Annotated in this window: 13 protein-coding genes; 9 read left to right on the top strand and 4 right to left on the bottom strand. The window is 54.7% G+C overall.

Features of this window, described 5'->3' with window-relative positions:
• The first annotated feature begins 823 nt into the window (after window positions 1–823).
• The 7 genes from cysS (at window position 824) to QQ91_RS01550 (ending at window position 9,618) form a co-directional block, all read left to right on the top strand.
• Window positions 824–2,314 carry a cysteine--tRNA ligase gene (cysS, locus tag QQ91_RS01520; protein ID WP_166279199.1) on the top strand — a complete coding sequence of 497 codons (1,491 nt, stop codon included), beginning with the start codon at window positions 824–826 and terminating at the stop codon, window positions 2,312–2,314.
• On the top strand, window positions 2,311–3,024 hold the full coding sequence (locus QQ91_RS01525) for an alpha-ketoglutarate-dependent dioxygenase AlkB family protein (protein ID WP_250833226.1): 714 nt from the start codon (window positions 2,311–2,313) through the stop codon (window positions 3,022–3,024). The genes cysS and QQ91_RS01525 overlap by 4 nt, the downstream gene beginning before the upstream one ends.
• Before the next feature lie 290 nt (window positions 3,025–3,314).
• Window positions 3,315–3,560: a hypothetical protein gene (locus QQ91_RS01530; RefSeq protein ID WP_250833227.1), complete on the top strand. Its 246-nt coding sequence runs from the start codon at window positions 3,315–3,317 to the stop codon at window positions 3,558–3,560.
• A 411-nt stretch (window positions 3,561–3,971) separates the two neighbouring features.
• Window positions 3,972–6,638, top strand: coding sequence for a bifunctional serine/threonine-protein kinase/ABC transporter substrate-binding protein (locus QQ91_RS01535; RefSeq protein WP_201277269.1), 2,667 nt, complete (start codon window positions 3,972–3,974; stop codon window positions 6,636–6,638).
• Window positions 6,639–6,704: 66 nt separating this feature from the next.
• Window positions 6,705–7,754: an amino acid ABC transporter substrate-binding protein gene (locus tag QQ91_RS01540; RefSeq protein ID WP_166279105.1), complete on the top strand. Its 1,050-nt coding sequence runs from the start codon at window positions 6,705–6,707 to the stop codon at window positions 7,752–7,754.
• 64 nt (window positions 7,755–7,818) lie between these two features.
• Entirely contained in the window at window positions 7,819–9,006 is a 1,188-nt protein-coding gene (locus QQ91_RS01545) for a 5-(carboxyamino)imidazole ribonucleotide synthase (protein ID WP_166279108.1), read from the top strand.
• A gap of 90 nt (window positions 9,007–9,096) precedes the next feature.
• Window positions 9,097–9,618: a photosystem I assembly protein Ycf3 gene (locus QQ91_RS01550; RefSeq protein ID WP_166279111.1), complete on the top strand. Its 522-nt coding sequence runs from the start codon at window positions 9,097–9,099 to the stop codon at window positions 9,616–9,618.
• Here QQ91_RS01550 and QQ91_RS01555 read toward each other — a convergent pair.
• A complete protein-coding gene (locus QQ91_RS01555) occupies window positions 9,615–9,791 on the bottom strand; it encodes a hypothetical protein (RefSeq protein WP_166279114.1) in 177 nt (58 codons plus the stop codon). The two genes, QQ91_RS01550 and QQ91_RS01555, sit on opposite strands and share 4 nt — an antisense overlap.
• Window positions 9,792–9,990: 199 nt before the next feature.
• Here QQ91_RS01555 and gatC point away from each other — a divergent pair, with 199 nt between their 5' ends.
• Window positions 9,991–10,281, top strand: coding sequence for an Asp-tRNA(Asn)/Glu-tRNA(Gln) amidotransferase subunit GatC (gatC, locus tag QQ91_RS01560; protein WP_166279117.1), 291 nt, complete (start codon window positions 9,991–9,993; stop codon window positions 10,279–10,281).
• Between the two features lie 14 nt (window positions 10,282–10,295).
• Window positions 10,296–11,042, top strand: coding sequence for an RNA methyltransferase (locus tag QQ91_RS01565; RefSeq protein ID WP_166279120.1), 747 nt, complete (start codon window positions 10,296–10,298; stop codon window positions 11,040–11,042).
• Window positions 11,043–11,113: 71 nt separating this feature from the next.
• On the opposite strand, the gene QQ91_RS01570 is transcribed toward QQ91_RS01565, so the two are convergent.
• The 3 genes from QQ91_RS01570 to QQ91_RS01580 all read right to left on the bottom strand — a co-directional run bounded on the left by QQ91_RS01570 (window position 11,114) and on the right by QQ91_RS01580 (window position 15,027).
• Window positions 11,114–12,040, bottom strand: coding sequence for a sulfotransferase family protein (locus QQ91_RS01570; RefSeq protein WP_166279123.1), 927 nt, complete (start codon window positions 12,038–12,040; stop codon window positions 11,114–11,116).
• A gap of 15 nt (window positions 12,041–12,055) precedes the next feature.
• The gene (locus tag QQ91_RS01575; RefSeq protein ID WP_201277270.1) at window positions 12,056–14,047 is read right to left on the bottom strand and encodes a CRTAC1 family protein; all 1,992 of its coding nucleotides are present in this window, start codon (window positions 14,045–14,047) and stop codon (window positions 12,056–12,058) included.
• Between the two features lie 86 nt (window positions 14,048–14,133).
• On the bottom strand, window positions 14,134–15,027 hold the full coding sequence (locus tag QQ91_RS01580) for a sulfotransferase family protein (protein WP_166279129.1): 894 nt from the start codon (window positions 15,025–15,027) through the stop codon (window positions 14,134–14,136).
• Window position 15,028 lies beyond the last annotated feature (1 nt).

Below are 15,028 nucleotides of genomic sequence, written 5' to 3' on the forward strand. Positions count from 1 at the left end.
CCGTTTTGAACTCAATCAAAATCAACTTACGGCCTGGATGAAACCCAATTACCGTTGGGTATTCTGGCTGGTCGGCTTACCGATTTTGGCCCCTGGGCTATGGGGGATCCTGGCAAGTTTTGACCGGGTTGCCCTGCGATGCGATCGCGCTCAAAATCAATGTGAGCTCGTAAAAGTTCGGCTTTTGCGCCCCCAGTCAGATTCCTTTGAAGTCGATCAGGTGGAGGCTGTGCGACGCAGTGCCCGGAACGTAGGGCTGTTGCTGCGCGATCGCGCAGTGCGCATCTGGCACGACCGCATGACCACAACCTCCGATCTAGATACCCTCGATCAGACCTTGCGCAATTACTTTGGGAACCCCAGGATTCAAACCCTCAATCTCACCTATCGTAATGTTTCTGACACCTTACCCACGGCAACACTGATGGTGGCCCTGGGCTGCTTCCTGATGATCTGGATGGGGCGTTCCATGCGGCTGACGCTCGATCGCCTTTCCTATCAGGCCATTGTGAGTCATCATTTTTTTATCCTGCCCCTCTGGCAACGCCGTCGGTCCCTGGACCAATTGGAGGATTTCCAGGCGGTGTTAGGCTCGGGGGCGCCCTCGGAGCTAGATTCGCCTCGGCACCCCTCGATGAAAAAGTCCGTTGAGATTCAGCTGCGCCTGAACAACGGAAAAACCATTCTCCTTACCACGGATAAAAGTCAGCCTAAGGCCCTTGCCCAGGTTGAAATCCTAAATGATTACTTGCATACAACCCCTCCTGCCCCTGTTGCTGCCCCTGTTCCTGACCCTATTCCTGCCCCCTCCGTTGACGAATCCATGTCTCTTCGCCTCTATAATTCTCTGTCTCGTCAAAAAGAACCCCTTGTCACCGCAGAGCCCAACATCGTCAAAATGTACTGCTGCGGCGTGACGGTGTACGACTACTGCCATCTGGGGCATGCCCGCTCCTACATTGTTTGGGATGTGGTGCGCCGCTACTTAATGTGGCGCGGGTATAAGGTGCGCTACGTGCAAAATTTTACCGATATTGACGATAAGATTCTCCGCCGAGCCAGGGAAGAGCACTCCACCATGGAGGCCGTCAGTGAAAAGTACATTCAGGCCTACTTCGAGGACATGGCCCGCCTGAATATTCTTCCGGCCGATGAATATCCGCGCGCCACCCATACCTTGGACGGGATTAAGCGGTTGATCCATGAACTGGAGCAGCAAGGCATGGCCTATGCAGCGGCAGGAGACGTTTACTACTCAGTGCGCAAGTTTACAGACTACGGCAAGCTCTCGGGTCGGAAGCTAGAGGAGATGCAAGCTGGAGCCAGCGGTCGGGTGGAGTCCTCCGACCCGGAGGCGTCGAAGAAGCAAGATCCCTTCGACTTTGCCCTTTGGAAAGCGGCCAAGCCCGATGAACCTGCCTGGGAATCCGATTGGGGAAAAGGCCGCCCAGGCTGGCATATTGAATGTTCAGCCATGGTTCGCGATCGCTTTGGGGACAGCATTGATATCCATACCGGGGGGGCAGATTTAGTCTTTCCCCACCATGAAAACGAAATTGCCCAGTCAGAGGCCGTCACCGGTAAGCCCCTGTCCCGTTACTGGATGCATAACGGGATGGTCAACGTGGATGGCGAAAAGATGTCTAAATCTCTGGGAAACTTCACAACAATTCGTCAGCTTTTGGATAATCCACTGCCCATTCTGAACGACACGACCTTTGATCCCATGGCGCTGCGTCTATTTGTGCTACAGGCGCAATATCGTAAACCCCTCGACTTTACTGATGAAGCAATTCAGGCAGCCCAGCACAGTTGGGTCACGATCCGGGAGGGACTGCTCTTTGGCTGGAACCATGGACCACAGTTGAACTGGCCCGATCTGCCCCCAGACCTTCCCAAGGCACCCGCGGAGTCTGAGGCCATCGATCAGTTCCGGCGAGCCATGGACGATGATTTCAATACCCCCGAGGGATTAGCTGTACTGTTCGAGTTGGCCAAAACCCTCAAGCGCAACGGCAATATTCTCAAGCATGGGGGCCAGACCGATACCCCCTCAGAGAATCTGTACCAAACGTGGCTGTGCCTGAGGGAGTTAGCCGGAGTGTTGGGACTGGTGGCTCCGCCTGAGATCCCCTCTGTGCAGCCCCAGACGGGTCCCTCCGCAGAGGAGATTGAGGCCCTCATTACCCGACGTCAGTCGGCTCGGGAGAGCAAAGATTTTGCCACCGCCGACCAAATCCGCGATGAGCTCAAGGCTCAGGGCATTCAACTCATTGATCAGCCAGGTGGGGTAACGAGCTGGATTCGAGAGTGAACGATAGACCCGGAAGGCAGAATTATTCTTCTGAGGATCTGAGGGAACCCGGCATCCAAGCCCGCGTCACCCCGGAGGAGTTTTTCGCCCTGTCTCAAGGCAAGGCGTTCAGTCCGGCCATCCTTGAGGCAGAGGATGTCCCCCCCCTGGTCTATTGGCCCGGCTTTTTGCCCAAAGCCCAGGCCGACCGGCTACTGACCCTAAGTTTGGATCTGCCCTGGCAGCAGCAGCAAATCACAATCTTTGGAAAACAAAGACCTGTACCTCGGCTTGAATCCTATTTTGGTGATTCCACAGCGTATCACTATGGCTATTCCAACTCCGTCAGCTGGCAGGCTGCACCCTGGCCAGATTTTTTGGCAGATCTGCGATCGCAGGTAGAGGTGGTCACCGGTTATGCCTACCAGGTGGGGATGGGAAATCTGTACCGCGACGGCAACGACTCCAATGGCTACCATGCCGATGACGAGCCGGAACTGGGAGAAGATCCCGCGATCGCCTCGGTGAGCTTAGGTGCCACCCGCACGTTTCGCCTCAAACGCCGGAAAAAAGGGGCAAAATCTTGGGGGATTGCCCTACACCATGGAGATTTACTGCTCATGCAGCCTGGATGTCAGCGCAACTGGATTCATACGGTACCCAAAACCGCTCGACCCTGCGGTCCTCGGATTAACTGGACCTTTCGCCCCTATGTCAGCCTAACAAGATAGTTCAAGAATTTTAGGGGGATTTGCCTCCAAAAGACTCCATCCATGCAACCCCTTAATTCAATCAGAATTAATGTTCATCATGAACGTTTAAAGTATTTTTAATCCCATCGAAAATAGCTTACTGCTAGCACTCTGGGCTCCTTAGTGCTAATAGATAAAGAATTGCAAAGAAGTGATCCGGTCTAATTTTTACTGGGGACATAATTAACCCACATTTAACCTCAATTAGAACAATGATTTTACATCCAGAATTCAAAGGAAGCACCCGGCAATTTTGGCAGCAGATGGAGATGTTTCATGTCTTTGCCGGACATCCTGAGTTAGGAGTCTCAGTCGCCTATAACCTGGAGCCGGTTCAGCACATCGCGCTATACAGTGACTACTGCTCCATTGACCTGCCAGAAAAACCCACCGTCACCTTTCAAGCCACGGTCATTGATACCTTCCCCCTGGATCAGGTGGAATCGCTGATTCGTCAATTCACCTTTCGAACCGGGGATCGTCTGTATCGGGCGACCCTTGGAATTCTTTCTTGAGATCTCCACAGGTTCAGAGGCTGCACCCTTGGCAGAAGTTTAAGTACAGGAGTTCAAGCCCAAAAACGTTCAAGCCCAAAAGGGTTCAGCAGAGATTCCAGCAAAGATTCCAGCAAAGCAATTCCAGTCCTGGACCGGGTTCGCTGACTGCCGGAAGCTTCGGACAGCCCCTCAGGGAGTGCTCTAGCGTCCAAGACTCAGGGTAGGCAGGGGCAGTGCCCTTTATATCGCCCCACAGGTGATCTGCATCAAGATTTCCTTGACAGCCAGTGGTAGACTCGTCAGTATTCAGCCTGGGGTCACCTCTACCGGGAAATCCTGAGCAAAAACCGGTGTTCTTCATGGGTCTGAACCGGTTCTTTATCCCCCTGCCAGCCCCATAAAATCCTGTGTTAATCAACAGATTTGAGCATGGAAATTCGCTGCACGCGCCCAAGTTGCGCCAACCCTCGCAACCTTTTCCCCGACCTGGATGATAAGGCTATCTTAAAAACGGTTCAGCAGCGGTTCTGTACCACCTGCGGCATGCCGCTACTGCTGGACGGCCGTTACTTACCTCTGAAGCTGTTGGGAAAGGGAGGTTTTGGGACAGCCTATTTAGCCAGCGATCGCCGCACTCCCGCCTATCACTATTGCGTAGTCAAGCAATTCCAGCCCCAGGCTGAACTGGACCCAGAGCAGCTTAAAATTGCCCATAATCTGTTTGAGCGAGAAGCCGAAGTTCTGGAGCGCTTGGGCAGCAATCATCCTCAAATTCCAAAACTTCTGGCCTACTTCCCGTTAAGCGTGGCAGATCCGCACACGGGTCAGCAATGCCAGTTTTTTTATTTGGTGCAGGAATATATTGACGGTCGCACCCTAGAGCAAATCCTCAAGGAAAAGGGTCAGTTCTCAGAGCCGGAAGTCCTGGAGATGCTGCGATCGGTCCTGGGAATCTTGGATTACATTCACCAAAATGGCGCAATTCACCGCGACATCAAGCCATCCAACATCATGCAGCATAACAACGGCATGTTTTATCTGTTGGACTTTGGCACCGTCAAACAGGTCACCCAGGGGGCGGTGACCTCCACAGGGTCTTCTACAGGGGTTTTCACCTCAGGCTACGCTCCTCCAGAACAAGTTGCCGGACAAAATATCTATCCCTCCACCGACCTCTATGCCCTGGCCGTGACGGCCCTAGTGTTACTCACCGGCAAGCTAAATCCCCTGGACTGCTTCGATGGCTATAGCAACCGCTGGCAATGGCAGACCCAGGCAAATCCCGTCAGCGATCGCACCGCCCATGTCTTGAATCGCATGCTCGAGACTGTGCCGAGCCATCGCTATGATCGAGCAAGCGAGGTCCTGCAAGCACTGGGCTTTCCGCCGGGAAATACAGGGCTCCCCCCTGGACCTTACTCCGGGGATGCCTATGCAAAAACCGTGACCTACCCCCCTGGAAAGCCCCCTGGGGTCCCTCCCACCGTGGCATACCCCTCAAATCCTCCCGGTTCAGGCTATCCCTCGAATCCCCCAGGGCAACCCTCAGGGCCTGCGGGCTATCCCCTCCATCTTGACCCGACTCTATCCCAGCCTCCCATCGGACCGCCCTCTCCACCGCCGGGAGGAGGCTATGGGTCGGGGGGACCCCAGCCTGGATATCCCTCTGGATCCCAAAGTGGGGTCGACTCCCGCGGCAGCAAGCCACCCCAGGCCCGGTGGCAGAAGCCCCTGATGGTGGCTGGCGTCATTGCCCTGGTGGGGTTGGGAGGATATGGTCTATGGTCACTGCTTGGAACGGGTCCCATCCTTTTGGGTGGAGACAGCAAAACCGAGCGGGTCAGCGATGGGGATCGCAGGCTCATTGCAGATGATGGAACGGCCGATAAGCAAGAGGCCATTGCAGCCTACGAGCGCCAGGATTTCGAGGAGGCAGCCAATGGGTTTGAAGCGTCATTAACCCGCGATCGCAACGACCCTGAATCCCTAATCTATTTTCATAATGCCAAGATAGGCAACGATAAATCCTACACCATTGCCGTTTCAATCCCCCTAGACTCTGAGGATATCGTCACTCAGAACGCCGCCAAAGAACTCCTGCGCGGCGTTGCCCAAGCGCAGCATGAGTTGAACCAGAAGGGTGGAATTGATGGCACACCGCTAAAGGTGTTGATTGCCACCGAAACCAATCAAGAAGACAGTACGGAAAAGGTGGCCAAAAAGCTCGTCAAGGATAAAAATATCCTGGGGGTCATCGGTCATTTCGGGAGTGGCGCATCCCTGGCTGCTGCTGACGTTTATCAAAATAATCAGGTGGTGATGATCTCAGCCACCAGCACCTCCACAGAGCTATCCAATTTTGGAAACTACATTTTCCGCACGGTTCCCAGCGACAACTTTACAGGGAGAGCGCTCTCTCGCTATACCCTGGAGTCTCTGAAGAAGCAAAAAGCTGCTGTTTTTTACAACGCGGATAGCAGCTACAGTCGCTCCCTGCGAGATGTTTTTACCGAATCGCTGCTCAGTAACGGTGGCGAAGTGGTGCAGGAGTTTGACCTCAACCAGAAAGAGTTTAATGCGCGATCAGACTATCGCCAGGCCCAGGAGCGCGGAGCTGAGGTGATTGTACTGCTGGCAAACTCGGAAACGCTGCCCCAGGCCTATGAGGTGTTGCGGACCAATCGCAAGCGTCTTCCTGTCCTGGGGGGAGATAGCCCCTATCGCGAGGACACCCTGCTAGAGGGCAGCGAAGATGCAGAGGGTCTGGTCTTGGCCGTGCCCTGGCATAGCCAAGGCGATCCGGGCGCCGGGTTTCCAAAAGCCGCTGAGGAACTGTGGGGTGGATCGGTCAGTTGGCGCACGGCCATGTCCTACGATGCCGCTCAGTCGCTCATTGCGGCCATTGAGAAAAACCCAACCCGGCAGGGTGTTCGCGAGGCGCTCGCGTCCCCGGATTTTTCGCCCCCAGGATCGGCGGGAACCATCCGTTTTCTGCGATCGGGCGATCGCGACCGGCCCACCCAACTGGTTAAGGTGGTGCCTGGGAATCACCAATCGGGGTACGTGTTTGTGCCCACGGCCCCGGAAAGCAACTAGGCACACTCTTCGTGTTCCCTTGGATGACTTGTGTGTTGTGACTGTGTGTTGTGAAAACTTAAACGAATGTTGAAACTCTTTTCATTAAAAGCCAAGTTCACGGTGGCAGCTGTGCTGCTAGGTGCCATTCTTTCGAGCTGCGGAGGGACAGCCGACTCCGGGAGCAATAGCCAACTCCAGCGCATCCAAGATCGCGGGGTTCTCAAATGTGGCGTAAGCGGAGAACTGCCGGGATTTAGCTTCATTCAGCCCGATGGCAACTATGCAGGCCTCGATGTGGATATTTGTCGAGCTGTTGCAGCGGCGATCTTTGACGACCCCAGCAAGGTGGAGTATCGCAATCTCAACGCGAAGGAGCGCTTTAGTGCGCTGCAATCTGGTGAAGTGGATATCCTCAGCCGCAATACAACCTGGACACTCTCGCGCGACAGCTCCAACAAGCTGTCCTTTGCCCCCGTTGTGTTTTACGACGGTCAAGGAATGATGGTTCGCAAGTCCAGCGGCATCCAACGGCTGGCAGACTTTGAGGGCAAGGCCATCTGCACCCAGACCGGAACCACCACAGAGCGCAATCTGACTGACCAGATGCGTAAGCTCGGGGTTAACTTTAATCCAATTGTGTTTGAGGATATTAATTTGGCCTACACCGCCTACACGGAGGGACGCTGTGAGGGGGTCACCTCGGATCGATCCCAGCTGGTTTCGCGTCGATCTAAGTTTCCAGATGCGAGTGAACATGTAATTTTGGAGGAGGTGATGTCTAAGGAACCCTTGGCGCCAGCGGTTAATGATGGAGACGATCAGTGGTACGACGTGGTGAAGTGGGTCATATATTCCACCATTGAGGCGGAGGAGCTGGGAATTCAATCTGATAATCTGGAGACCTTCAGCAATAGCAACGATCCTGTGGTTGCTCGCTTTCTGGGGCAGGAAGATACCCTTGGAGAATCGCTGGGGCTCTCCAATGACTTTGCGGCGCGGGTCATTAAGCACGTTGGCAACTATGGGGAAATTTATGATCGCAACCTGGGTCCGCAAACGCCGTTGAAGCTGGAGCGAGGGCAAAATCAGCTTTGGAGCCAAGGGGGACTGCTTTACGCAAATCCATTCCGCTAACGCGCTCCGGCAAAGATGGTCTGGGTTTAGGAGATAATGAACAGGTTCATCTTTGGGCCTGGCCATGTCTGACTTTGTGACCCCTCCAGCTGCAACAATCGGCATTATTGGCGGCGGACAGCTGGCCATGATGATGGGCGAAGCGTCCCTGGAGTTGGGGGTTCAGGTATGGATGCAAACTCCCCGGCGCACCGACCCGGCCTTGCAAGCCATGGAGGCAAGGGATCGGCCTCCCCAGGCTGTCCTGGCCCCCGTCAACGATGCCCAGGCCACGGCGCAACTGGCCCAACAGTGCGGAGTGATTACCTTTGAAAATGAATTTGTTGATTTACCGGCGCTATTACGCCTTGAGCAATCAGGAGTTTGCTTTCGCCCCCCTCTAAGCGCCCTCGCACTGGTGCTCGATAAATTTGAGCAGCGATCGCAGTTGGCCAAGATGGGTCTACCCGTACCCAAGTTTGCCGCCCTGACCCCTCGGGACCGCCCACAAGACCTGGGGTTCGATTACCCCATTGTGATTAAAGCGCGTCGCCATGGCTATGATGGCCAGGGAACTCACATTATCCAAACCCCCGACGCCCTGGCTCTTTTTTGGGAACAGACCAGGGCGTCAGATACCGGGTTTATGGTAGAAGCCTTTGTGCCCTTTGAACGAGAGCTGGCAATCATTGCAGCTCGATCCCTAATCGGGGAAGTGGCCCTTTATCCGCTGATTGAGACCTGCCAAGTCGATCAAATCTGCCGCTGGGCCATGGCACCGGTGCCTCTCCCCCCACCGGTGCATCACCAAGCGAACGCCCTGGCAAGGATCCTCCTGGAGCAGATGCAATACATCGGGGTCCTGGGCTTGGAGTTATTTTTGACCGCCTCGGGAACCTTACTGGTAAATGAGGTTGCCCCCCGCACCCATAATTCGGGGCATCTCACCATTGAAGGCTGCGTGACCTCTCAATTTTCCCAGCATCTGAAGGCCGTATCGGGGCAACCTCTGGGATCTGGCGATCTCAAAGTACCTGGGGTGGTGATGGTCAATCTCCTGGGATTTGAAAATCAAGTTGCCCATTACCAGGACAAACGACAGCAGCTTAGCCAGTATCCCCGTGCCCATGTGCACTGGTATGGCAAGCAGGAGTCCCGCGTAGGGCGTAAATTAGGTCACGTTACCGTTGTCCTAGACCAGGGCAGCGATCGATCCCAGGCGATGGAGACGGCGCGGGCCATTGAGCAGCTGTGGTATCCACCGGCATCCTAAGGCGATTGCAGAAAAATATGACAACTTTGGGGGACCCGATTCTCGTTCCTCTAAAATGGCAGGGGTAACCCAGCCTTTAAAGTCTCTCCCATGCCTAGATCCCAACGCAACGATAACTTTATTGACAAATCCTTCACCGTCATGGCAGACATCATTCTTAAGATCCTGCCGGCCACCAAGAAGGAAAAAGAGGCCTTTGCTTACTATCGAGATGGGATGTCAGCCCAGTCCGATGGGGAATATGCCGAGGCTTTGGAGAACTATGAAGAAGCGCTGAAACTCGAAGAAGATCCCACCGACCGCAGCTTTGTCCTCTACAACATTGGCTTGATTCACACCAGCAACGGCGAAACCGACAGGGCCCTGGGGTACTACTTTCAAGCCCTAGAGCTGAACCCGCGAATGTGTCAGGCGCTCAATAACGTGGCGGTCATTCTTCATTCCCGTGGCGAACAGGCCGCTGAGGAGGATCGGGCAGAGGAGGCAGAGGCGCTATTTGACCAAGCGGCGGAATATTGGAAGCAAGCCATCAGTATTGCCCCCAATAACTACATTGAGGCGCAGAACTGGATGAAAAACACAGGACGCATGGGAGCAGATGTTTTCTTCTAAGGGGACCCTGGATTCTGGCAGGATTCCCACACCTTCGCGATCGCGCTGACGGCAACTTCTAGGGGAATCTCAGCGAGGGTAGACGCATGGTGAAACTTCAGACTGATAATTAGCTGCGCTTCCTTAGCTCGAAAGTCTGAGTCACCGAATTTTTCTAGGGACGGGTTAGACACACTCGGCTCGCGACTTGGCTGCTTGACTGGTGAGCTTAGAGTGCCCAGAATTGGCAAATTCGATATCGTTTGTCAGGTCAACTCTCAAACCCAGGGAAAAACAATCCTGATCCCAGTCCCCCCCGCTGAGAGGTCAGGGTCGTTCAAATCGGACAAAGGTGATAGGATCACTGCAATTGCTAGCCCGAATTCTAACGGCATGATTGATCAAGAACAGGTTCATAAAGTGGCTCTTTTAGCTCGTCTTGCGTTGACAGAGGCAGAGGAAGCCCAATATACCCAGCAGCTTGGCGATATTCTTGATTATTTCGATCAGCTCGAAGAACTAGACGTCACGGATGTCCCTCCCACCACGCGCGCCATTGATATCAGTAACATCATCCGCGCGGACCAGCTTGACCCCTATGAGGATCGCGAAGCTATTTTAGCCGTTGCGCCGGAGCAGGAGGGAGACTTTTTTAAGGTGCCCAAAATCCTGGGGGACACCTAGACTGAACGCTGCTGGTGCTTGAGCGTCTTCACAATATCCACATTGTCCTGGTGGAGCCATCGGGTCCGCGCAACGTTGGATCAATTGCGCGGGTGATGAAAAACATGGGTCTGGCCCATCTGATCTTGATTAACCCTCAGTGTGACTATGTCGGAGATGAGGCCAGGCAGATGGCCGTTCATGCCGCGGATATTTTAGAACAGGCTCAGCGCTTCGATACCTTAGCAGAAGGGTTGGCGGGGCGTTTCCGGGTCATTGCCACCACAGCCCGATCTCGTCACCACAATCTGGAGGCCGAACCACCGAGAGTTGCGCTTCCCTGGCTCTTAGATCAGCCTTCGGCACTCATTTTCGGACGAGAGGCCAGCGGCTTAACGAATCAAGAATTGGAGTTTGCCCAGCGGATTGTGACCCTGCCGGTTGATGCCAGCTACGCTTCCTTGAACTTGGCGCAGGCCGTGGGAATTTGCAGCTACGAGCTGCGCCAGATCTGCTTAGAAGCAGGTCCTCCTGCCCAGGATAGCCCTTGGAGCACCGGGACAGCCTCTAGGGTCCCCTTCGAGGCCCTAGAGGACTATTTTCAGCATTTAGAGCAGGTGCTGTGCGCCATCGGTTATCTGTATCCCCATACCGCGGCTAGTCGGATGCAAAAGTTTCGGCAAATTTACAAGCGATCGCAGCTCACCCCACAAGAATTGGCAATGCTCCGGGGAATTTTACGCCAGACCGAGTGGGCTATTCACCGGATCACACCCAGCTAAAGGGAAGCTGCGTCAATTGGGGCTGTGTCAATTGGGGCTGTGTCAATTGGGGCTGTGTCAATTGGGGCGCATTAATTTAATTGATGCGCGTTGTCCTCAAAGGTTTTCCACGAGCTCAAGTCCTCGCCCAGTAATGCCTCAAGCTGAGTCATATCTTCCCGATAGCTTCGGGTCAGCCAGGCTCGGGTGTCTGGGCGAAGAGTCGTTTTTGTCCCTGTATTTCGGCGCTGGAGGATTCGATAGCCTGCCTTTCTGAGGCTCTGAGGAAGCAGGATTTTCGAGAGGGACTTGAGGGGATTGTCGCGGTTGAGCAGGTAGCTCAGCGCCTGACTTTTGGGAACGCCTGAGACATTCTGTTTCTCCGTGAAATCTGGCCGGAAATCCGTTGAGACCCCCAGAAATCTAAACAGTTCCTGCATCAAAGCCTTGGGATTTTGGGCTAAATCCTCAAATCGGAGGATTTTAATTTGGGCCGGATCAAAAACATCATAGTAAGGCTTGAGCTGGGCATAGTAATAACCGCGCTGTTGATAATGCCACAGGGGGGGCCAGCCCTGGCGAATTCGTTCAGGCTCCGCTGCAAGGGCGGCTTCAAAGCTAAGAGTTTCCTGGCCATCACGCACTAAATGCAGGTAGCTTGAATAGGCTCGGTCCACCGGGTTCCGTAAAATGGCAATGAGCTTGGCCTCGGGCAGATAGTGGCGAATGCGCCCCACCGCCCTGGGGTCGTAAAGATAGATGGTGGAAGCCTCTCCTCGGGCGATGGCCGCCTCACTGGCCCCCGCAAAGAGCGCCTGGTAGTCTTCCCAGCTGGTCACGGATCCCTGATTTATGAGCTGAATCGGTCCCTGGTATTGGGGAGTGTCTCCGGCCAGGGCAAAGAAGCGGGGTTCCTTAGGCGTGGAGAGAAAGATTTGGGGATGTTGTTGGAGATAGGCATACAACGACGTGGTTCCAGCCTTTGCAGCGCCAATGATGAGAAAGTTAGGAAGGGCCATGGTGTGCCTGAACCGCTAAGCTTTTTGAGTGAGCACGATTCGCTGATCAACCGCCTGAGAAGGGAAGGTTTCCTCCGTGCCGTTGGGCCAGCGCACCGATAGGGAGACGGGATCTCGCTGCTGCCCCAATCCAGCATAGATCCGGTAATGGCCCTGGGAATAGTGAGATCCCTCCGCCTCACCCACCCAGTGACGCTGGGTTCCCTGGGCCGTGCGAATCTCAACTTGCGCACCAATGGCTTGGGGATTGGCAGGCAACCCCTGTAAGTCCAGTTCTAACCAATGCTGCTGGGCCGGATTCAGGTAGAGATCAATCACCCACCCCTCCGGCTGCAGGTCGAGGCCGGGACCTTTTCCCAGCAGCTTTCGGTAAAGGGGCGCCCGAAAGTTAAGGGCGGTCAACAGGTCGCGATCGCCATCATTGTCAGCGTCAAACCAGGTGGCACGAGCCTCTAAAATGCCGCGACTGCTCTGATTTTTAAGCAGCTGCGTTGCAGTAAAGCGACCCTGGGAGGTCTGGCGATACAGGCCGTTCGGTAAGGTATAGACATCCATGCGTCCATCATTGTCGTAATCTACCCAATGGGCCAGCAAACTGGTGCGGGGAAGCCCCAGCTGCTGCGGGGACTCCAGTGTCAAGGTGCCCTGATGATTCCGTAACAAGGCATTGCCCTGGGGAGAAGCCGATAACACGTCCAGATCGCCGTCTTGATCGAAATCTGCCACCGATAGAGTATGGCTGCCATCAAAGGTCTTGGCCACCGTTCCTGGATTTTTCCCCAGAGATATTTTCTGAAAGGATTGGTCCTGCTTTTTAAACAACCAAAAGTCTTGACTCGTGCTGCGCAGCAGATCCGCATCGCCATCCGCATCCACATCAAACCAGACAAAGGCCCCATCTGCTGAGAGATCCAGTCCCAGAGAGGTTAGATCAGCCCCTTGATAGCGACCTTCGGGTAAGCCCAGGTGAAGCTGGGGCGGATAGGTCTGGAGGGGCGGCGTGGGCTTGTAGCAAAGGGTGAATAAATCTAGTCGATTGTCGCCATTACTCTCGGTCCAGGCGGTTTGCAGGGCCGGACAGTTTCCCTTGGGAAACTCCCTTGGATCGAGGCGGTCCACAAATCTGGGCAGTTCGCTGGCGGTATCGGCGTTGGAGGCTTGCACAAACAGCTCGTCGGTAAAAACACGAGGCAGCTTGTCAATCCGCCCCTTGAGGGCACCCCGGACCATGAACACATCCAGCTTTCCATCACCATTGACGTCGGCCCAGGCCATCCCATGGCGATCGCGCATAAATAAATCAAATCGAGGTCCCTGGGGCGAAATCCGCTGGTGTCCCACATAGACTTGATTGAGCGGCACCGAGTCTCCAAGCTGAAAAAGAAAAGGAAGCGCCACATTCCCCGGCAGCATCGTTAGTTTGCCGTTGGGTTGGGTGGCGTTGAAGGTGAGTTGGGTGGCGCTTTGCGACTGGCCCACCGATCGGGTCTGAACCTCAATTTGAAAACCACGCTGCTGCTGAATGTTGAGGGGAGCGGACACCGTCATCGTGCCCACCACCTGATCGGGATTGGGCAGGCGGTAGGTTTCAATAATTAAGCGTCGATCCTTCCAATACAGGTATAGCCCCGGTTGCACTGGTTCACTGTCGGCTCTCAGCGCATATTCGAGGCCCGGAAACTCTGGATCTTGATCCAGGCCCATGGCGCTCACCTGGTTACCGGAAAATCTTCCCGCGCCCTGGCCCAGCAGGATATACTGCTCATTGCTGTGATTGGACGTGTAGAGATCGAGATTCCCATCGCCATTAATATCGGTAACGCCCATGTCAAACAGACGAAACACCTGGTTGATCAATGGCTGCCGGGTAAAGGGGCTCGCCTCACCCGCGACCAGTCGTAGCTCCCAATTGTTGGGTTGGAAAACAATGCAGAGCAAGGCCGCCACCAGGGCGATCGCAAGGAATACCAGACGTTTGAACCAGGGATGGGAGGATAGACCAGCCAAATGCTTGAGCTTCAACAGAATTTAACTTTTCAATCTTAAGGTGCAGGGTGTGGGATGGGAAAGGTTCACGCCATGATGGCCAGAGTCTACCCCAGCCAAGCCGAGAGATCCCGCTCAATGAGATCTTGAAGCTGCAGGATATCGCTGCGGTAGGCTTGGATCAACTCTCGACGCGTCTGCCCTGACAGGATTGGCTTTTCTCCAAGGTTCTGGCGCTTCAGAAATCCAGCCAGGGCGGATCCCGCTCTGCGGGGGATTAGCCGTTTCGCCCAGGTTTTGATCCCATTGTCCCGGAACAGGACATTATGCAGCAGTCGGCTTTTGGGCCGTCCCGAAACATTTTTAGCCGCAATATCTGGGATAAAGCTCGGGTCAACCCCCAGAAACGCATAGACCGATTGGGAAAACTGGACAGCATCTTGCTGTAAATCATCGTACAGAAACACGCGAATTCGATCGCGAGGGAACAGCTGATAGTAGGGGATCAGCTGGCGAAAATAAAATCCCAGTGCCCGATAGTGCCAAACAGGACGCCATAGCGCCTGGATTCGGTCCGCTTCCAAGGCCAACGCGGCTTCAAAACTGTGTTCTAGATCATATCCGCAGCGTTGCTGGTAAGCATAGGCCGAAAAAGCGCGCTCAGCCGGATTGCGCAGCACAGCCAGCAGCTTAACCTCCGGGAGACATTGGGCAATGCGCGGTGCGCAGGCGGAGAAATACAGATACTGGGGCGAAGTTTCGCCCACCAGAGGTTGGGTGGTGACGCCGGCAAAGAGCGCTTCATAGTCCGCCTGGGTCATGGGCTGGCTTCGCTGTCCCACCCGCGGGCCGTGAAAATAGGTGGTGTAGAACTCCGGAGCAAAGTAGCGCGGCTCCTTGATGGCACTCATAAAAATTTCTGGATGCTGCTGGAGATAATAGTCCAGGGAGGTTGTGCCAGCCTTCTCAGCACCAATCACCAGGAAGTTTGGGAGCGTCATG

This window comes from Lyngbya confervoides BDU141951, assembly GCF_000817775.3.
Taxonomy (GTDB): Bacteria; Cyanobacteriota; Cyanobacteriia; order Thermosynechococcales; family Thermosynechococcaceae; genus Lyngbya; species Lyngbya confervoides.